General features: G+C 46.9%; 14 protein-coding genes. 7 read left to right on the forward strand and 7 right to left on the reverse strand.

Annotated features, from left to right (window positions below; translation table 11 throughout):
• Positions 1-40 precede the first annotated feature (40 nt).
• On the reverse strand, positions 41-2,425 hold the full coding sequence (locus tag JEZ96_RS02320; RefSeq protein ID WP_025008675.1) for a catalase: 2,385 nt from the start codon (positions 2,423-2,425) through the stop codon (positions 41-43).
• A gap of 292 nt (positions 2,426-2,717) precedes the next feature.
• On the opposite strand from JEZ96_RS02320, the gene JEZ96_RS02325 reads away from it, so the two are divergent.
• A complete protein-coding gene (locus JEZ96_RS02325; protein ID WP_025008676.1) occupies positions 2,718-3,185 on the forward strand; it encodes an MgtC/SapB family protein in 468 nt (155 codons plus the stop codon).
• 148 nt (positions 3,186-3,333) lie between these two features.
• Here JEZ96_RS02325 and JEZ96_RS02330 read toward each other — a convergent pair whose 3' ends face one another.
• Complete coding sequence (locus tag JEZ96_RS02330) at positions 3,334-5,856, reverse strand: Ig-like domain-containing protein (RefSeq protein WP_061782880.1); 2,523 nt, start codon at positions 5,854-5,856, stop codon at positions 3,334-3,336.
• Positions 5,857-5,885: 29 nt separating this feature from the next.
• Complete coding sequence (gene yjgA, locus JEZ96_RS02335; protein WP_011790819.1) at positions 5,886-6,422, reverse strand: ribosome biogenesis factor YjgA; 537 nt, start codon at positions 6,420-6,422, stop codon at positions 5,886-5,888.
• Positions 6,423-6,608: 186 nt separating this feature from the next.
• Between yjgA and pmbA the strand changes: the two genes are divergently transcribed.
• Positions 6,609-7,952 (forward strand): metalloprotease PmbA, encoded by a 1,344-nt coding sequence (gene pmbA / locus JEZ96_RS02340; protein WP_025008677.1) that lies wholly within the window; start codon positions 6,609-6,611, stop codon positions 7,950-7,952.
• 176 nt (positions 7,953-8,128) lie between these two features.
• Here the strand turns inward: pmbA and JEZ96_RS02345 are convergent, their stop codons facing one another.
• Both JEZ96_RS02345 and JEZ96_RS02350 read right to left on the reverse strand, forming a co-directional pair.
• Positions 8,129-10,255, reverse strand: a complete 2,127-nt coding sequence (locus JEZ96_RS02345) for a TonB-dependent receptor (protein WP_082785931.1) — start codon at positions 10,253-10,255, stop codon at positions 8,129-8,131.
• Between the two features lie 180 nt (positions 10,256-10,435).
• Entirely contained in the window at positions 10,436-11,284 is an 849-nt protein-coding gene (locus tag JEZ96_RS02350; RefSeq protein WP_025008679.1) for a substrate-binding periplasmic protein, read from the reverse strand.
• Positions 11,285-11,534: 250 nt separating this feature from the next.
• On the opposite strand from JEZ96_RS02350, the gene JEZ96_RS02355 reads away from it, so the two are divergent.
• Together JEZ96_RS02355 and fumC are read left to right on the forward strand one after the other, a co-directional pair.
• Positions 11,535-11,759 (forward strand): ribosome alternative rescue factor ArfA, encoded by a 225-nt coding sequence (locus JEZ96_RS02355; protein ID WP_025008680.1) that lies wholly within the window; start codon positions 11,535-11,537, stop codon positions 11,757-11,759.
• A 208-nt stretch (positions 11,760-11,967) separates the two neighbouring features.
• A complete protein-coding gene (gene fumC, locus JEZ96_RS02360) occupies positions 11,968-13,371 on the forward strand; it encodes a class II fumarate hydratase (protein ID WP_061782881.1) in 1,404 nt (467 codons plus the stop codon).
• A 125-nt stretch (positions 13,372-13,496) separates the two neighbouring features.
• On the opposite strand, the gene rimO is transcribed toward fumC, so the two are convergent.
• On the reverse strand, positions 13,497-14,915 hold the full coding sequence (gene rimO / locus JEZ96_RS02365) for a 30S ribosomal protein S12 methylthiotransferase RimO (RefSeq protein WP_014609783.1): 1,419 nt from the start codon (positions 14,913-14,915) through the stop codon (positions 13,497-13,499).
• A gap of 381 nt (positions 14,916-15,296) precedes the next feature.
• On the opposite strand from rimO, the gene JEZ96_RS02370 reads away from it, so the two are divergent.
• The 3 genes from JEZ96_RS02370 (at position 15,297) to JEZ96_RS02380 (ending at position 17,922) form a co-directional block, all read left to right on the forward strand.
• Positions 15,297-16,010, forward strand: a complete 714-nt coding sequence (locus tag JEZ96_RS02370; protein ID WP_025008682.1) for an oxidative stress defense protein — start codon at positions 15,297-15,299, stop codon at positions 16,008-16,010.
• 203 nt (positions 16,011-16,213) lie between these two features.
• Positions 16,214-16,990, forward strand: a complete 777-nt coding sequence (locus tag JEZ96_RS02375) for an EAL domain-containing protein (RefSeq protein WP_025008683.1) — start codon at positions 16,214-16,216, stop codon at positions 16,988-16,990.
• Between the two features lie 140 nt (positions 16,991-17,130).
• Positions 17,131-17,922, forward strand: coding sequence for a class I SAM-dependent DNA methyltransferase (locus JEZ96_RS02380; RefSeq protein ID WP_011790810.1), 792 nt, complete (start codon positions 17,131-17,133; stop codon positions 17,920-17,922).
• 43 nt (positions 17,923-17,965) lie between these two features.
• Here the strand turns inward: JEZ96_RS02380 and JEZ96_RS02385 are convergent, their stop codons facing one another.
• Complete coding sequence (locus JEZ96_RS02385) at positions 17,966-20,116, reverse strand: TonB-dependent siderophore receptor (protein ID WP_025008684.1); 2,151 nt, start codon at positions 20,114-20,116, stop codon at positions 17,966-17,968.
• Positions 20,117-20,208 lie beyond the last annotated feature (92 nt).

Below are 20,208 nucleotides of genomic sequence, written 5' to 3' on the forward strand. Positions count from 1 at the left end.
GTCGTGAGCGATAATCGGACTGCTTCATGTGGTTATAGCGTTATTGGATTATTGAATAGCGAGAAGGGTGGCGATGAGATGCGACCGCATCAATAAATACCGGCACAATTTCAGCCATATTGCTGCTGTCTACTAGCAGGATCCCCCTGTCTTCTTCCATGCGGAATCCAATGTTAGCCAAATCCAGCAGTTCCCGTCCGTCACCTAAAGCGAGGATTGTTTTGCCGTGTAGGTACAACTCTTTTATAAATGGGATTGTGTGGCTATAGCCTGCGAGAGCTTGAACCGCCTCGTTTCCATCGGGTAGGACCATGGCATCAAACAGCACAGCCGGAGAATTCTCCATCGATTTATCCGCTTCTATTTTCTCGCCTGAGGCACCCACAAAACTTCCTATTCGTGGCCCTACAAAATGAACGACAGCCCCCGCTTCCACTAAGGCCGAATGAAGGCTGACCAAGGATGCATGGTGAACTCCATCCTCGATTAACACGGCAATCTGACGTGTACGGATACCGCATTCGCCCGGTAATGCCATCAGCGACAAGGCGGTAGAGACTGTTACCTCAGGTGACTGCGGCTCCGCGATGGCCTTGGGCATTGCATCTGGAACAACCATGCCTAGGCCTGCTGCAACTTCAGCGGCAAGTTCAGGGGAGACATTCACCAACGAGGACAGCATCCGATTGCGTATGGCAGGGACTGCAACTTTGCTGAGCTCGAAGCGAAATGCATCGACAATATGGGCTTTTTCGACAGCCGTTTGACTGTTGAAAAACAAAGTGGCTTGTAGATAGTGCTCGGCAAATTTTTCCGGCTTACCCCTGATTTTGTCTTCGCTAATTCTTTCTGGAAACGATACAAATCCGCTGCTTCCAGCTTGAAATGGACAACCACCCGCCAGTGAATTTGGCTCGTAGGCAACACGGCCGCGATGGATCGCCTGACGATGAATGCCGTCGCGTTGGTTATTTTGAACCGGGGCTAGTGGTGCATTGATCGGGATTTCGTGAAAATTAGCGCCACCTAAGCGGGTAATTTGCGTGTCCACATAGGAGTGGATACGACCCGCCAGCAGTGGGTCATTAGAGAAGTCTATGCCCGGAATAACATGTGCGGTGCAGAACGCAACTTGTTCGGTTTCGGCAAAGAAGTTATCAGGATTGCGATTGAGCACCATACGCCCAACAGGCAGTACTGGCACCAGTTCCTCAGGGAGCAGCTTAGTTGAATCGAGTACATCGAAACTGAAACCATCGGCCTGTTCCTCGCTAAAAATTTGCAGCCCGAGCTCCCATTCCGGAAACTCGCCCGACTCTATGGCTTCCCATAAATCCCGTCGGTGGAAATCAGGATCGGCGCCCGATATTTTCACCGCCTCATCCCACAGCAATGAATGCGTGCCTTGCAGCGGCTTCCAGTGGAATTTACAAAATACGGATTGCCCCTCTTCGTTCACTAAACGAAAGGTATGCACGCCAAAGCCTTGCATCATGCGATAACTGCGCGGTATAGCGCGGTCCGACATCACCCACATCAGCATATGGGTGGATTCTGGCATCAGTGAAACAAAGTCCCAAAACGTATCATGGGCCGATGCCGCCTGAGGCATGCCGTGGTGTGGCTCAGGTTTAACTGCGTGTACTAGATCGGGAAACTTCATCGCATCCTGAATAAAGAATACTGGCATGTTATTTCCAACCAGATCCCAGTTACCCTCGTCGGTATAGAACTTCACCGCAAAGCCACGCACATCACGCGCCGTGTCTTTTGAGCCACGCTCGCCAGCTACCGTAGAAAAACGTACGAACACAGGGGTGATTTTGCCTTGCTCCGCAAAAGGTGCTGCGCGAGTGTATTTGCCCAGTGCGTCATAGGCTTTGAAGTAGCCATGAGCTCCTGAACCGCGAGCATGAACTATCCGTTCAGGGATTCGTTCGTGATCAAAATGGGTAATTTTTTCCCGCAGGATGAAATCTTCAAGCAAGGATGGTCCGCGTAATCCAGCTTTCAGGCTATTTTGATTATCGCCAATCCTAACCCCTTGATTGGTGGTCAAAGGCTGAGCGCTTGCATCGACTCGAACCCGATTGAGCGAGTCGACCATAGGGTTAATCCCAGGTCGCACAGCGCTACCGGTTTTAGCCGTTTCGATATCCTCAGTTGCCGTGCTTGCCGTTAATGCAATAGAGGGCAACTCCACAGTCACTCCAGGTACAGGTGCCATAGCGTTATCATGACCATAGTCGAATGCCTTATTAATGTTGTAGGGCATAGCTGCGACCAAGGTATCGCTATCGCGAGCTTGCTTTGCAACTATGTCATTCGTTTTAAGCACAGACTCCTGACCCTCTGTTGCGGCGACGGATGAGTCATCTTTGCTTTGCACTCGTGATGACGGGTCTGGTTTTTTGTTCATAGCCATAATTGTTCTCCGGTGAGGTGGGGAATGTTGACAATAGAGATACCGCTCAAACCGCCAACCTTTATCGATTCTTATTGAGTTGATGGGCTGTGTCTGTTCGATAGCGAACCATCCACTAGACTGTATCTGCATCACCGTATGCCGTTTTTTTGTTCAGTTCGACAACGCACCGACGCTGTGATTTGTATCCTTCAGACTGGTTGTGGAACGCCTGTTTTGTCGCAGCTAAAGGTCGATAAGCAGAGCTTGACTAGGATTTTTAGATTCACTTTTAAACTCTGTAAAAAGGCCTATGAACCTAATACCTGATCTTGAATTGAGTGTTGCCGCACTGCATGTACGCGATTTATTGTTTGCCTTTATTCTGGCCCTGCCGATCGGTTGGGACCGTGAAAAGCGTGAACGTACGGCGGGCTTACGCACCTTTCCGCTGGTCGCGGTTGCCGCATGCGGATATATGCTGGTTGGTATTGAGGTACTGAGTTCAACGGATGCAGAAGCCCGTGTGATGCAAGGTATCATCACAGGGATAGGGTTTATTGGTGGCGGTGCCATTCTTAAAAATGCGGTGAAAGGTGAAGGTGTTGTTTCAGGTACAGCAACAGCAGCAAGCCTGTGGTTAACGGGAGCTATCGGAATATCGGTCGCCACTGGCCGCCTCGAAATTGCGCTGGTGCTCAGTGCCATGACGTTCTTTACCTTGAGGCTGATGAGTCCAGCTAAAGCGAGCGTGGGAGATCAAGAGGATAAACAAGAGTAGCAGAGAGTTTACAGAAGGCATTGGAAAGCAAGAGGAAAAGCCAGAGGATACACCTCTTGCGTGTTTTTTCTTAGCCCCAATGATAGGTCATCTGGATCTAAAAAAAGACCCGCATTGGCGGGTCTGTGTTTTACGGATACATTACCGACTATTGCAGCAATATATTGAACTTAAGCAAGGTTTCAACACCACTTGGTGTATTCACTGTTAGTACCACTTGGCTGCTAGCGGTTCCAGTATTCTTGAGGAAAAAGTCCGTCATACCAGCATTAGCATTATTCGTTTTAGGGACAGTATAGGTTGTTGATAGTAATTCCCCTTTATCCGCACCGATATTAAGCGTTGTGCTCGAGGGCATAATTTGATCGGCACTATCGTAGAATTTTACGGTAAATTTAGCCGTTTTCCCGGCAGGGATTGCAGTTAACGCGTCAAGATTATTGAGAATATTTTGACCTTGGCGATCTTCATATACTTTGACATCATCTTGCCATAGGGAGAAATAGGCTTTTGAGCCTGACATTATCATCACAACCGCTTTGCGAACGTAAGTCTTATTAGCTTGGCCTGTACCACAGAGTGCGCCTTGACATTGAGGGCCGTTAAACTTGCCATCGGCGCCTTTATAGGTCGTACTCGCGAGGTTATCGAAATAGGGCTCACCACTGTCATAGGCAAAGTTTTCGTTATCATCGCGAAAGGCTGTCGGCAGATCGCTAAAGCCTGAGCTATGGAAGGTTTCAACATCTAAGCCGTTACCGCTACAAGCCACAGGCACGCCATTCATTAAACAGGCCTTTGCGATTGCGCTACCATCGGCCGAATCAAATTGGTTGTTACCATTGGTGTCGAAAAAGGTTTCGTGACCTAAAGCGTAGGCTAATACTGTTATGCGATGGTCTTGAGGTCTCGGGTCGCTTGATGTCCAAGTCACACTGCAGACACCATTTTGAGTTAAGCAGCTTGGCTCTATTTGCCCGCCTTCACTGGTGAAATTGACTGTTGTGTCGTTGGGCGCAGGGTTACCAAAACTATCGGATAACCTTGCCGTTACTGTGACTTTTTCGCCATCAATGTTACCCGCTTCAGGATTGGCATTACTGGTCGCTAAACTAAATCCAAGCTGTTGTGGCAGACCCGTATTCACGGTTAATTGTTCAGATTGGCTAGTGATGACTTCTTTAGTATCAGTATCAACCGCAGTAGCGACTACGCGCACTGGCGTGGGGACGGTACCGGATAATACCCGTACACTGGCGATACCTTGGGAGTTAGTCTGGCTTTGCGCATTTGCAGTGCCATTGGCAAAACTTAAACCGCCGACCACTGTATCTAAGGTAAAGCTGACCTTTTGCTGCGCTGCGGGTTGGCCGTTGGCGCTGGTGACTTTAAAGCTGACTAAAGAGGATTCGCTTGAACCCGTACCGCCCGCACCTTTAATACGAATTTGAGTGGGTTCCGCCGATTCAAAGCTTAAGCTAGCCAGCGTTTGGCGTTGTAGGGTAAAAGGTAGGCTAGCCGTTAAGATTTGATTGCCCGCAACTGTGGTGGCGATGATCTGATCGTTACGCTCGCTATTGCCACTGCAACTCGTGTCTTGGAAGGTTGAACTCGCATTACCCGATAGGGTGGTAACGGGGGTATCGAGAGTTGCACTATTGTTTGTGGTGCAATCTGAACTAAAGCTGATGGAAGCCGGTGTTTGTACTCGCGTAATTGTGCCGTCATTGGCCTCTAAGACTAAACTTGCGCTTACGCCAAAGCTGCCACCTGCGCTGATCTTATATACGCCATTGGCATCGGCCGTTAAGGTGCTTGCTAATTTGCCTTCGGTAAACACTGTGCCATTGAATGAGCCGAGTTTTAGCGTGCCTTCTTGGTTGACGGCATCTTTACTCAACACTTCATACAGGCTACTGGTTTGCAGCGATTGACCTTGATAATCCACTGTGACCGTTAAGGCGTTTGCCCCTAATTCACTGCCACTTGGCGTGTAGGTCACCTGTGCAATACCTTGATTGTTGGTTAGCGCACTGGCTGGATTGAGCGTTGCCGAACCTGCGGTAAAGGTCACTTTAGCGCCTTCGATACCCTTACTTTCGCTGTCTAACAATATGGCTTGCAGTTGCACCGCCTCATCGACTTTAAAGCGAGTGACTAAGGCAGAACTGCTTAAAATACTGGCGCTGAGTTTAGGGGTGGTCGGAGAGGTATTATCGCCCGTGCTTAAAAACTCAAAATTGCGGCTAGCGGTGAGTGCTGTTGTGGAATCTTTTGGGATGGTTGTTGCCGAAATTGTTCCAGCATTGATGAGTAAATCTGGATTACTCACGATAATAATGGCTTCACCGTTATTGTCGGTTAGCTTGCTGCTGGGCGTTAATACACCAAGGTCAGTCGTAAAGTCGACTTTCTGATTACTGACTGCGGCTGAGCCTTTCTTTAACTTCGCGACTGCGCAAAAACCTGTGTTTTTAGGGAAACGTTGGAGTGAAGTCAAACTGCCGCATTCAGAACCCGATAAGGTTTTAAAGTCGATAGACAGTTTATAGATACCGTCAGTGGCATCTGTGCCGCCATTATCTTCATCGGCGGCGCCATTACAACCACTGAGCGCTAATGCGCCCAGTAACACCCAAGAAAATACCGCTAACATTTTGCTGAGTCGCATAAGCAACATCCTTGTGAGGCTGAAGTTAATTAGTCTTGGATTTCGCTGCGTAGATATTTAAACAGCTCTTTAGATGATTTTGATTCTGGACTTTTAGCCAGCTCTTTAGTCGCTTGACGCACCAAAGTACGCAGTTTTTGTCTGTCTAATTGCGGATAGTGCTCGACTAAGGTTTGAATTTCATCGTCACCTTGGGTTAACAAACGCTCACGCATTTTCTCAAACATCTGCAGTTTAGCGGTTTCGTTGTTGTTTTTGTTTAACACAACAGCGAGAGCAGCTTTGATCGGTTCAATATCAAAATTGCGCATCAATTTGCCGATATACTGCATATGGCGACGGTACGCCTCAGTATTGACCTTGATTTTGCGCGTTTGCAAAATAGCGTCGTACAAAAACTCATCCAGCTCGATTTTATCTAGCTGAGTCTTGCTCAGTGAAACAAGCTCCATACCGACTTTTTGCACGGCTTCGCTATCACGCTTGTCCGATGTTTTGCTGCTGACATAATCTTCATCAATGTCGTAGGGCTGTTTAAAATGCTCTGAATCACCAACTATCTTCATATAGATAAAACCTCAAGTAAAAATCTTGCTAATAATAACATCTCCAGCCAAAAATCGCCTAGGTGAATGTGCTTATAGTGTGGGTCATCAGTCTCATTTTGCTACTGATATGGTGTTAATAATTAATGTGAATGGGTTTTGTGTTTGTTATGCTAGCGCCATTGCCGACAACGAAAGAGTAGCTTTGTGTCTTTGAACAGAATTGATAGTGAATTGGGCGCGCTGAAAGATGCGGTTGCCGTGGCACTCGAATATGCCAACAAACTAGGAACGAACGCGGCCGAAGTGGCGATCAGCAAACAACAGGGATTGTCGGTTTCTACCCGTTTAAAAGAAGTTGAAACCGTTGAATTTAATAAAGATGGTGCCTTAGGAATTACGGTTTACCGCGATGGTTGCAAGGGCAGTTCATCAACGTCGGATTTAAGCCCTGAGGCCATTGCCTTAGCGGTGAAAGCGGCCGACGATATCGCCCGTTATACTTCTCCCGACCCCTTCAGTGGTCTTGCCGATAAAGCCTTAATGGCCCATCAGATCCGCGATCTTAAGCTCTATTATCCTGAAGATATTTCCCCCGAGGAATTAGCGAAGCTTGCCATCCGCGCCGAAACTGCGGCACTCGATGCCGATCCTCGTATCAATAATTCTGATGGCGCTAGTGCCAATGCGCACACCGCGGTTAAAGTGTATGGCAACAGCCATGGCTTTTTAAACGGTTATTGCAGCTCACGGTATAGTTTGAGTTGCAGCGTGATCGGTGAAGATAGCGAAGGCAATATGCAACGGGATTACGATTACACTATCGCCCGTAAATTCAGTGAGATGCTTGCGCCAGAAACCGTAGGGTTAAAGACCGCCGAGAAGACGGTGAGCCGTTTAGGTGCGCGTAAGATTGCCACGACACGTTTACCTATTTTATTGGCCCCTGAGATAGCAACTGGCTTAATTGGTCACTTAATTGGTGCCATCAGTGGCGGCAGTTTATACCGTAAATCCAGCTTCTTATTGGATGCAATCCACACACAAATCTTCCCTGATTGGTTCAGTATCGAAGAGCAGCCGCATTTACTGGGCGCATTGGCGAGTGCGAACTACGATAGCGAAGGTGTGGCGACCCAAGACAGACGCATTATCGACCGCGGCATGTTAGAAACCTATTTGTTGACTAGCTACTCGGCGCGAAAATTAGGTTTGCCGAACACGGGTCATGCGGGCGGTATCTACAATTGGACGCTCGGCCACACGGGCCAAACTTTCGACAAACTAGTTAAAGACATGGGCACAGGTTTGATTGTGACCGAAGTCATGGGCCAAGGCGTGAACATGGTCACGGGGGATTATTCCCGTGGTGCGGCGGGCTTCTATGTTGAAAACGGCGAGATCCAATATCCAGTGGAAGAGATCACTATCGCGGGCAACTTGAAAGAGATGTTCCGTGGCGTACAAGCCGTGAGTAAGGATTTTGATTTGCGCTCATCGATTCGTACCGGCGGTATCTTGTTATCTGAAATGAAGATTGCAGGTAACTAATGCGCACAGATGCGCATCTGTGCGCAGTGAGTTGGGCATTGAGTGCTTTAGGTTTTAATATCCATATTTAAGCTACTGAATTAAAATAACAAAGGGCAAGCGATTAACTATTTAATCTGCTTGCCCTTTTTGTATAACGCGCTGATTACGGCTATTCGTCTAATGAACCGCTAAGGTTAAAACGCATAGCTTGCGCTGAGTTCAAATGAGCGTCCCGCGCCAGCCACCTGATTAAAGCCATTGGTATTATCGGCCTTAAATTCAGCCACACTCACGCCGCCCAGTGGCAACGCATAATAGGTATCAAACAGGTTATTGACGGCGAAGGTGACGGTCAGATCTTGCCATTTCATGCTGCTGTTCAAATTGAGCAAGGAGTAGCTGTCAGTTTCATTTTCAAGGCGGCGGTCATCGACGCGATCTTTGGTCGCAACCCATTGCCATGAAAGACTGTTTTCCCAGTTACCTAACTGATGTTGCAGTGCCAGTTCCGTTTGTAGCGGCTTGATTTGATATAAAGGTTCATCACCTTCATCTCGCTCGCCACGGGTGACATTCACTTTGCCTAACACTTGCCACTTACCTGTGCTGGTTTCGGCAAACTGATAGAGCGCATTAAAACGTGCGCCATAGAGATTGGCATCGAGGTTAGTAAATTGGAGAATATTGCGTTTGCCATCAGGCGTGTTGGTACGATTAAAGCTACCAATGACTTCGGCATCTACATAGTCAGTCACAGCTGTGTACCAAGCCGTGGTCGAGACTTGCCAGCTATCATCGTTATATTTGTAGGCTGCGCTTAAGGTATGGGCGGTTTCTGGTTTAAGATCCGGATTACCCACATAACCATTACCATCACCATACCAACCTATCATAGTGGTCGCCATAGTGCCGCGGCCCCAGCTGTAACGCTCATAAAGGTTTGGAGCACGATTTTTACGGGCGAGTCCAAATTCCAGTTGTTGATTGGTCGATAATTGATAACGCGCTAGTAATGTCGCATCGATAAGATTATCGTCTCTACTTCTGTCCATTGCATTAAAGGCTTTTGCCGCTTCGGCGTCGACATTGGGCATGCCCATCATAGAGCTAGGGCTATAAGCTTGGACTTCACCGGTATTGGTGGTGACATACTCAAAGCGAATACCCGCCGATAACCACCAGCTTTGACTTAAATCTTGCTGCCATTCGCCATAAACGGCGGCACGGCGGCGTTCACCATCGTTGATGTTGATGTAGTCATTGGGCGCCATCATAGTGCCAGGCACTGCAGGCCAAACATCGTCGAGCTGGTAGCTATAGTATTCTTGGCCGACCAGTAAGGTGCTGTCATCACCCATTGGCAAGCGCCAGTGTAGTTGATAGCTGTAGTCATCACCTTCAGTGTTCATTGGCATCTTGCCGGTTTTTTCTGGGGTGAAAAAGCCCATCTCATGTTTCACGCCGTGCCAGTTTACTTGGGCACTGAATTCACCGTCATCGTCGAGTTTAAGTTGATAACGGGCGAGGGCACCGTAACTCTTGTTATCCGTCATATCCATGTATTGGTTAGCAAAACCTTGGAATGGAATATTTTGGTGGGTCAATTTGATGGCAACTTCTTGAGTCTCATCGCGCCATGCGGCGGTCAGTGCATGGTTTTGTGCGCGGTACAGGGTATCGATGACTTTATCGCCATTGCCATCTTTATAGCTGTTGGCATCTTCATAGGCGCCTTGATAGCTAAGACTGACATTTTTGCTGGCGACTGTGGCGTTGGTGCCGAGTAATAAAGTGTCACTCACGCTGCGGTATCCAGTTGAAATATCGCCACTATTCCACTTGATAGCCTCGCTTTCACCAAATTTAGGGTTAAGGCTGCTAACCTTGATCACACCCGCAATATTGTCGCCACCGGCACTGACTGGCGATACGCCCGCAATGACTTCGGCCGTGGTGATTTGATTGGCGGAGATATAGGACAGCGGTGGATTCATTTGGTTTGCGCAGGAGGCGGTAATGTCTGCGCCATCGACCAGCACTTTGATGCGATCGCCCATCATGCCATTGAGGATAGGTAGGGCCGATACGCCGCCCGCTTCAGAAAAATCAACACCTTGTTCTTTAAGTCTATTTTCTGCTGAGCCTAGGATGTTTCGGGGCTCACTTTGCTGACCATGGACTTGGATATGTTCAATATTAGCGACTTCGCTATCATCTGCCATTGCCTGTGTTATAGGGGCAATTCCTAGCGCAATCGCAAGGGATGAATAGAGTATTGAGGTGTTAAAGGCGTGAGATAAATACGCAGAATTTGCAGCCATTTTATTGTCTTCCATTCACTTGGATAATTGCGCTGCATTATAAAGATTATCTCATTGTGGTAGGTGCGGCATATTGTCGCATACCTTATAAAATAAAGACTTAAGTAAAGTAAGCCCCACTTATCATTTTACCTAGATATGCAAATAGCTTGTTTGGGTATAGAGGTCTGTCTTGAACTATTAGCCAAAGTAGTGGAAGTAAATTTGCTCTGTTTCTCCACCCGAGTCCATAGCTGCCAGTGCTTTGGCAAATTCATAGGCTTTAGACTGAGGTGATAACAATATGGGGCTGTTATCAGGGCTTAGCGGTTTATCGCTGCGATAGTGGGGATTGGGTTCGCTGCGAAAATATTGACTGTTTTTTGAGAAACCTAAATACATTTCTTGTGGGATTTCACAGCAGGTATAGTGCAGTTTAAACCGAGTTTTATCACGATTTCGCAAGTAGTAGCTGATAGTGGCTTGATCATAGATAAATATATCACCCTGATTTGACAATAAATAATCTAATGCTCTCGATACATCTAGCTCTGGAGGCTTACGTACCTGCATATTGTTTGCTAAACCACCAAAATCATAACTGCCTGGAGCAATTAAGAGAGTTAGACCGCTTTGGGATAACTGCTCTTTAGAGCGAATATCTGCGGCTCCTGAACGACTAATGCCTATGGCACGTTCCGACAGACCATTAGGGATAAAAAGCGCATATTCTGCACGTTCTTCAGTAAAATTAAGGCCGGGGTAAAAGTCGATATTGCCAAGTTTTATATCCCGTAAAATACGTAATTTAGGCGCACGAACAATATTAAGCTTGCAACCTATTTTTTCTGCGGCAGCTTGGTAGATATCCTGATATAGCCCGTTATTACTGGGTTCTCCTTCAATAAAGGGAAGGCGTTCGCTGGTGCGATATCCCATAGTGAGTACGCAGGATTCGGCGCTGGAAAAGGAATAGCTTAATATCGGTTGTAGGGCAATAAATAAGCAAAAAGCGGTAAGTCCTATTTTGTATATGGATCCGGATTTCAAATTGATCTCCTTATCTAGCGATTACATCAGTAATCTATTTGCCAAAACATGATGGCTAAATTCAACGGTGACTGTTTATGCTTTGTTGGGCTAATGTGTTATTTTTGTTGGGTTAATCTATCATACTTTCAGGTGGGTAAAAGCCATTTTTTAGGGTAGATAGCACAAACTCTGTACATCTGATTAGATTGCGCTATAGTTTGCGCCGTTAGGCCATGGGCTTAACTTTCATTAAGCAGTGAGGCATAAAATGACTAAGCAAAAACCGCAAAATATAACCTTAGAACACGAAAGTGGTCGAGGCACCATTACCGATAATGCACTCAAAGCCTTAGTGACGAGTCCCTTGTTTAGGACCCGCACCGAGAAAGCGAAAAAGGGCAAAGGGTCATATGACCGTAAAGCAGCAAACCGAAAGGGGCATCAGCATAAGGGTGATGCCCCTTTCGACTTTTTAGGTCTGTGCTTTTGTTAATCTGCTTTTTTACGGCCTCAGTTCGCTGTTTTAGTTTGTTGTTTTAGTGCTCGTTAATCCAGTCTATTCATGCTCTTCCATCTGTCCTTACGCCAATCTTTACGCTTAAATCATCCTTCTTGTTGATACTCCTTGTTGGAGGTTAATTGTACTTTCGCCCTGAGCGAGTATGGTGAACGCTTAGAGGGTTTTAGCGAAGGAGATGCACATGGCACAGCAATATCGAGTTGAACACGACACTATGGGTGAGGTGAAAGTCCCCGCCGATTGTTATTGGGGCGCACAAACCGAGCGTTCGCGGCAGCACTTTCGTATTGGTGCTGAGGCATCTATACCTGTCGAAGTGATCCACGCTTTTGGCTATTTAAAGAAAGCCGCCGCCATTACCAATCAACAGCTTGGCGTCTTGCACCAAGATAAAGCTCAATTGATTGCCCAAGTGTGCGATGAGCTGATTGCAGGCGAACTCGATGCGCAATTTCCTTTAGTGATTTGGCAAACGGGTTCGGGCACGCAAACCAATATGAACGTCAATGAGGTGATTGCCTATCGCGGCCATGTGCTCTCGGGTGGGCAACTCACCGATGCGGTTAAATGCTTGCACCCCAATGATGATGTTAACCGCTCACAATCCTCCAACGATACTTTTCCCACCGCCATGCATATCGCTGCCTATCGCCAAGCAGTGGAACTCGTTTTACCTAACATGAAATGCCTGCAGCAGAGCTTACAGAAGAAGGCCGAGGAGTTTGCGCACCTAGTCAAAATCGGTCGCACGCATTTTATGGATGCAACACCGTTAACGTTAGGCCAAGAGTTTTCCGGTTACGCCGCGCAGTTAAGTCATGCCATCGAAGGCATTGAGCACAGTCTCAAGCGGGTGGCCGAGTTAGCTTTAGGTGCGACCGCCGTCGGCACTGGGCTGAATACCCATAAGGATTACGCTGTTAAGGTGGCGGACAATATCGCAAAACTCACGGGTTTGCCCTTTGTGACGGCGCCGAATAAGTTTGCTGCCCTTGCTGCCCACGATGAATTAGTCTCCCTGTCGGCGGCCTATAAAGTGGCAGCGGTTAGTTTAATGAAGATCGCAAATGATATTAGGATGTTAGGTTCTGGCCCGCGCTGCGGCATCGGTGAGTTATTACTGCCTGAAAATGAACCCGGCTCGTCGATCATGCCGGGAAAAGTGAATCCGACTCAGGTCGAGGCTATGACCATGGTGTGTGCGCAAATCATGGGTAATGATGTCGCCGTTGGGATTGGCGGCAGCAATGGTCAGTTTGAGCTCAATGTATTTAAGCCGATGATTATCGCCAATGTGCTGCAATCGGGGCGCTTATTGGGGGATGCTTGCCAGTCGTTTAATGACCATTGCGTAGTCGGCATAGTGGCGAATGAGCCACAAATCGCGCTGCATGTGGAAAATTCACTTATGTTAGTCACGGCGCTAAATCAACATATCGGTTATGAAAAGGCTGCTAAGATAGCCAAAAAAGCCCATAGCGAGCATAAGACACTGCGCCAAGCGGCATTAGAACTTAAGTTTGTCACGGCAGAAGAGTTCGAGCTGTGGGTCGATGCCAAAAAGATGCTAGGACCAGATGTCTAGTTGCATTAAATGGAAAGTTGCATTGATCAGAAGGAGGAAAGCAGGGCGGGCTTCGCCCTGCTAGGACGCTACAAAAGGCGCAGCTGCGAGAATCAGGCCCTAGAATCTAGAGCCTAGCTTAATGCTTAGTCTTGGGTGTCAGCGTCGACTACTTCAGCCCATAGATCATGCTCATCTGAATGGGTGATGCGGGCACGAACCAACATACCGGGCTCAAGTTCAGTTTCACCATTGATAAACACCATGCCGTCGATTTCAGGTGCATCGGCGAAGCTGCGGCCAATGGCGCCTTCTTCGTCTACATCGTCAATCAGAATATCTAAAGTACGGCCAACGAAACGGGCTAAACGCTCGGCGCTGATCTCGGCTTGGAGTTCCATAAATCTGTGGTATCTGTCTTCTTTAACCTCTTCGCTGATAAGCTCAGCGATGGTGTTGGCGACAGCGCCATCCACTTCAGAATACTTAAAGCAACCTACGCGGTCGAGACGAGCTTCTTTTAAGAAATCGAGCAGGATTTGGAAATCCTCTTCGGTTTCACCTGGGAAGCCGACGATAAAGGTCGAGCGGATCACTAGATCGGGACAAATTTCACGCCAGCGTTGGATCGCTTCTAACTGACGGTCAACACGGCCTGGACGCTTCATCATCTTCAGGATACGTGGGCTAGCATGCTGCATTGGAATATCCAAATACGGCAGGATTAAACCTTCGGCCATTAGCGGGATCAAATCGTCAACCCATGGGTAGGGATAGATGTAATGCAGACGCACCCAAGCGCCCATTTTACCCAGTTGGCGCGCTAGGCTAGTAATGTCTTGCTTGACTGGCATGCCGTCCCAAAAATCGGTACGACCGCCTTTGTCTTTGCCGTAGGCTGAGGTGTCTTGGCTCACAACTAGAATTTCTTGTACGCCTGATTCCACTAAACGCTTAGCTTCATCTAGGATGCTGCCCGCTGGGCGGCTGTCGAGATCGCCACGTAGCGAAGGAATGATGCAGAAAGTACAACGGTTGTCGCAACCTTCTGAAATCTTTAAATAAGCGTAATGTTTAGGCGTTAACTTAACCCCAGTTTGTGGGATTAACGAGGTAAAAGGGTTGTGCTCTGGCTTAGGCACATATTTGTGAACGTGCTTTAACACCGCTTCATAGCTGTGTGGGCCAGTGATTTCTAATACATCTGGATGCACTTCGCGGATTTGGTTTTCTTTGGCGCCAAGGCAGCCAGTGACGATCACTTTGCCGTTTTCTTCTAAGGCTTCACGTACAGCGTCCAGAGATTCTTCCACCGCAGCATCGATAAAGCCGCAGGTATTGACGATAACTAAGTCGGCATTGTCGTAGCTGTTAGTCACTTCGTAGCCGTCGATGCGTAACTGAGTCAGAATACGCTCTGAATCCACGAGGTTTTTTGGGCAGCCCAAAGACACGAAACCGATGCGATTCCCAGGGGTCACAGCATTAGTGCTTGCTGCTTCTAATGTTTTTGCTGGGGTATCAAGCGTGGTTGTTTGCTTGGGTTTAAACGTTTCAACTGTCATGGTTTCTCGCTGAGATATAAGCTGCCTTAAAAAAGTTGGCGGATTATACCTGAAGTGATTAAAAGGTACAGTAGCTTTGGCTGAAAAATGTACAACCAAGGCGTTGAATATGCCAGTTAACCCAAAGGCCTATTCTGGGTGTGGACATAGGAAGATAAGCCAAAGATCTGTGGCAAAACTCATCGGGATAAAAAGATCTAAACATTTTTCAGAAAAATTAACCCTTTTTAAATTTCAGCGCGTTTATCAGTGCAAGGTTCTAGCTTCTAGCAGGGTTACATATTGACACAGGTATTTGTCTCTTTAAGTGATAGCTTAGATAGTCAGTTTAGATAGTCGAGAATATTCAGTTTTATTTATCTTAAATTTTTGGAGTAAGTTATGAAAAATTCTCTTTTAGCGGTATTGGTGGCGGGTGGTCTTTTTTCTAGCGCGTTTATGGCGCCAGCAGTGCTCGCCGCTGAGGTCGATTTTCCGCATATTGAAACCATGGGTGTGAGCCAAATCCAAGTCGAACCCGATATGGCGGATTTAAATGTGGAAGTGGCCGTGACAGAAAAAACCGCTAAAGCCGCTAAAGATAATTCCGATGCGGCAGTGGCTAAGTTTATTGCTCGCTTAACGGCTGCTGGTGTAGCAAAGGATCAAATCCAAAGCGCCAATTTAAATCTGCAGCCGCAATATGTGTATGTGCAGGATAAAGCGCCAGAATTGACGGGTTATACCGCCAGTCGCCAAATTACTGTGACGGTGACAGACTTAAGCCGCTTAAATGCTATCTTAGATTCAGCCTTAGAAGAGGGGATGAATCGGGTGAATAACATTGCCCTTAAGTCGAGCAAAGAAGCAGAATATGTTGCAAAAGCACGTCAAGAGGCGATAGCGGATGCTAAGCAAAAAGCCGAATCTTTGGCTAAAGGTTTTGGTGAAAACCTCGGTAAAATTTGGCAGATCCGTTATTACGATCAACGCCCTGTGCAACCTGTTATGTTACGCATGAGCGCCAAAGCCGATGCCATGGGCGCCGCCGAGAGCTATCAATACGGCCAAGTAAGCATCGAAGATAGAGTCGAAGTGATTTATAAACTGAAGTAAATCAGCCAGAGGCATATGGTGATGGATGAAGCTCCTATTGGGATTCATCCATTTTTTATGCCGTTTACAATCGTTTTATATTTTTGGAAATAGCATTCTTCACTCTATATGTGATGGATTTTATTAGGATGATGAACAGTAAAAACTGGCAAATTTAAGCATTTATCCTCACACTAGTAAGGTTAATGTTTAGGAGGCCGTTTATGGATTTTCCCGCTCGAATAAAGCAACAAACTTGCATGGATTGCTTAAGTGGTAAGTCATTAGGCTTTGAAATCCGAATGGCATTTCAACCTATTATCCATTGGCCTAGTCGTGAAATTAGCGGTTATGAAGCCCTTGTTCGAGGCCCAAATGGAGAAGGTGCTGCGTGGGTGTTTGAGCGGATTAATGAAGATAATAAATACTATTTTGATCAGGCTTGCCGTGTTAAAGCGATAGAAACTGCTTCAAAGCTGGGACTCGATAAAATGCTCAGCATCAACTTTTTACCTAATGCCGTATATAACCCTGAGACCTGTATCCGCGCGACGATTGAAGCTGCAGATCTTTATGGTTTTGATATTCATAAAATCATGTTTGAAATGACTGAGGGCGAGCAAATTGTCGATCGGGCAAAATTAATGCGTATTTTCGAGAGTTATGCCAAGCGTGGCTTTATCACGGCAATCGATGATTTTGGCAGTGGCTTTGCCGATTTAAGCTGGCTCGAAGCTCTTCGTCCCCAAGTATTAAAACTCGATATGACCTTGATCCGAGATATCGATCTAGACAAAGAAAAGCAGTTAGCCGTGGATGAAATACTGCGTATTTGTTTAGAGCTTAATACAAGAGTTTTGGCTGAAGGCATTGAGACTGAAGCCGAACTTAATTATCTCGCTGGAATAGGGATTGAGTATTTTCAGGGTTATTATTTTGCCAAACCACAACTCGAATATTTGAGTTCCTTTGAAGAGCTGAGCTTTCACGCCCCAAAGTAAATGGTTCGGTGGATTGATATCGTTGCACGATTAGAGTGATAACACGTGCAGAGACTCGATGGATAATTCTTTGTTTCTGATATCGGCTAACTGATATATCATGCGCCACCTAAAATTGCCCTTGTTACCTATTCGCTACTATGTCTTCCAACGCGCTCTATACCGATTTATCCGGTTATTACGATTTAATGTGTTCCGATATCAACTACCAGCAACAGAGCGCGAGTATCCATCGTCTGCATCAGTTCCTCGGCAATAATGGTAAGCAACATCTTGATTTAGCCTGTGGTACTGGTCCACATGTGCGGCATTTTATCGACCTTGGTTATCAGTGCAGTGGCCTTGATATTAATCAGCCTATGCTAGACATGGCCATGCGTCGTTGCCCTGAAGCTCAGTTTAACCTCCAAGATATGACGGCTTTTTACTTAGAAGAGCGCGTCGATTTGATTACCTGTTTTTTATATTCCATTCATTACAGTGCTTGTATCGAACGCCTTAAGAGCTGTATCGCCAGTGTGCATAGCGCACTTAATGATGGTGGGCTGTTTTGTTTTAATACGGTTGATAAGCACAGAATCGATAACACAAGCTCGATTAAGCATTTTGCCGAGTTTGAGGGCAACCACTTCGCCTTTGAATCAGGTTGGCATTACAGCGGACAAGGTGAGAAGCAGTCGCTAACGCTCAGTATTGAGAAGAGTAATCAACCTTTCAGTCGGTTCACTGATGTAGAGTTTAATGCCGAGGAGAGCCCGCGCCAAACAGAATTATGGCAGGATCAACATGCCATGGTTGCCACCAGTTTTGCTGAGCTACAGGAACTGTTAGCCCCCTATTTTGAAGTGCATATTTTTGAACATGACTATGAAAAAATTATTCCATGGGATTTAAATTCGGGTAATGCCTTATTTGTCTGTGTGAAGATTTGACCTTGGGCTGCTTGATATGAGCAGCCCACTTTGATGACATGTATTACAGCTTCCAGCTTAAGGTTGCGCTGTAGTTGGCTGGTGCGCCGTAAAACCCTTGCGCCCAGTACAAACTGTTAATGTATTTCTCATCGGTCACGTTATTGGCATTGAAGGTGAGGCTGATGTTTTCGCTAAAGGCATAGCGCGCCATCAGGTCGACGATGGCATAAGCGTCTTGACGGGTGATAATGGTGTCGCCCGCATTAGCAAAACCTGCACCGACCGTGCCTTGCTCGCGAGAAATATCATCCTGCCAGCGCATATTGACCCCCAAGCTTAAGCCCTCTAGTTGGGCAACATCGTAGGTTGCCGCTAATTTGAATAGCTTGCTTGGGGTGTAGTTGGCCACTAACTCATCGCCTTTAATATTGAAGTCAGTAAATCCAACACTCACTTGCAAACCATCATAGATTTCGCCTGCAATATCTATTTCATAGCCATCACTGCTGATACCGTCAGCCGCAATATATTTTTGCTGGTTAGGCGGTAAGTTAATGGTGGCAGGATCTAACTTCGCGAGGTTGACCTGATCGATTTGGAAATAAGCTAAGCTGGCAATCAACTTACCCTCAAATAGCTCGCTTTTGAGGCCGATTTCTTTGCTTTCACCCGTCACTGGATCGAGTGGTTGCTCATTGATATCGACTTCGGTTTGCGCCAAGAAGGTTTCGGTATAGCTGGCATAGGCGACCAATTCTGGCATAAAGCGGTAAACGGCGCCGATGTAGGGAATAAACTCCTCGGCTTCGGCGTCACGAGACTTACCATAGGATTCACCTTTGGTATCCCAACGGTTAAAACGGCCCCCAGCGATAAGGTGCATATCCTCAAACAGATTAAAGCGTCCGGTAAAGTAGGCGGCTTTTTGAGTCGATTCGGTATCGCTCCCCGATGGTCTGTCAGCAAAGGTGGGGTACGGGGTATTACCATCCCAAGTGTTGAGATCGGGCATTTTCGGGAAACCATTGCCCGTGGTGTCATCGTAGAGGGAGTGTTCTTGTTTATCGGCGGTGGAATAGTTAGCACCAAAGACTAACTGATGATCACGGCCAAACAGACTAAAATCACCTTTTACATAAATATCAGCAAGATCGGTGGTTTCTTTCGCATCATAGGCGCTGCCGTAACCCGTTAACCCTAAGCCAGTGGTTTTATCAGGTGTACCGAAAACATAAAAGAGTTCAGTGTCTTCATCGGCGGATTTATGGGAATAAGTCGCCCGTAAGTGCCAATCATCATTAAAGTAATGACTCAGTTCAACTACGGTATTGTTTTTCTCTACCACCCAAGCCGACCAATTGGCCGATGTGCTGGTGGAGCGGTCGTAGTTTGTGGCGCTGCCATCGGTAAAATACAGTGGCAATGCGCCCCACAGGCCGCCGTTGGCGTCGTTATTGATATAACTGTGGCTGATGGAAAAGCTGGTGCTATCGGATAAATTGGCCTCAATAAAGGCATAGAGCACGGTTTTGTCTTGCTCATAACGGTCAAGGTACGAGTCTTGAGTTTGTTTTACCGCCACGGCGCGGGCGGCAATATTCTCACTCAGCTTGGTGGAACCGTCGAGTTCGAGTCGGGTGTTATTAAAGCTGCCATAACTGCCATTGATATTCAGTTGAGTGTCGGCCGTTGGGCGTTTACGGATAAAGTTAATGGTCGCCGAAGGATTACCCACGCCCGTCATCAAACCGTTAGCACCACGGATCACTTCGATACGATCATAAATCGCGGTATCTTCATCGGCATGATTACTACCCGAGCTTAAGGGTAAACCAATGCCATCCACTTGGAAGTTGGTAATATCGAAACCGCGGGCGGTGTAATAGGTACGGTCGGTTTCAATGCGCTCAACATTCACACCCGTTGCCGAGTCGAGGGCGGTATTAATGTTAGTGAGTTGGAAATCACTCATCTGGGCATTGGTGATCACCGATACCGATTGGGGAATATCGCTTATTGCTAAATCAAGGCGAGAGGCTCCGCTGGCAGTGCTGGCATTGTAGCCAGCGATATAACTGCCTTTCACTTCAATTTTTTCAATATTATCAGTGGTTTTATTGTTGGTGGCACTGTCATCCGCATGGCTTAGGCCTGCGGTGCCTAGCGCCAGCAACATAGCTGAATAGAGTAGGGATAAGCGTGGTGAGTTCATCAATAGGCCCAATGGTGTGAAGAATCAAATGCAAAAGTGGGCACAATATAGCGCAATAGCACTTTAGTGTTAATGATAGTTATTGTTATTTA

The sequence above is a fragment of the Shewanella putrefaciens genome, assembly GCF_016406325.1.
Taxonomy (GTDB): Bacteria; Pseudomonadota; Gammaproteobacteria; order Enterobacterales; family Shewanellaceae; genus Shewanella; species Shewanella putrefaciens.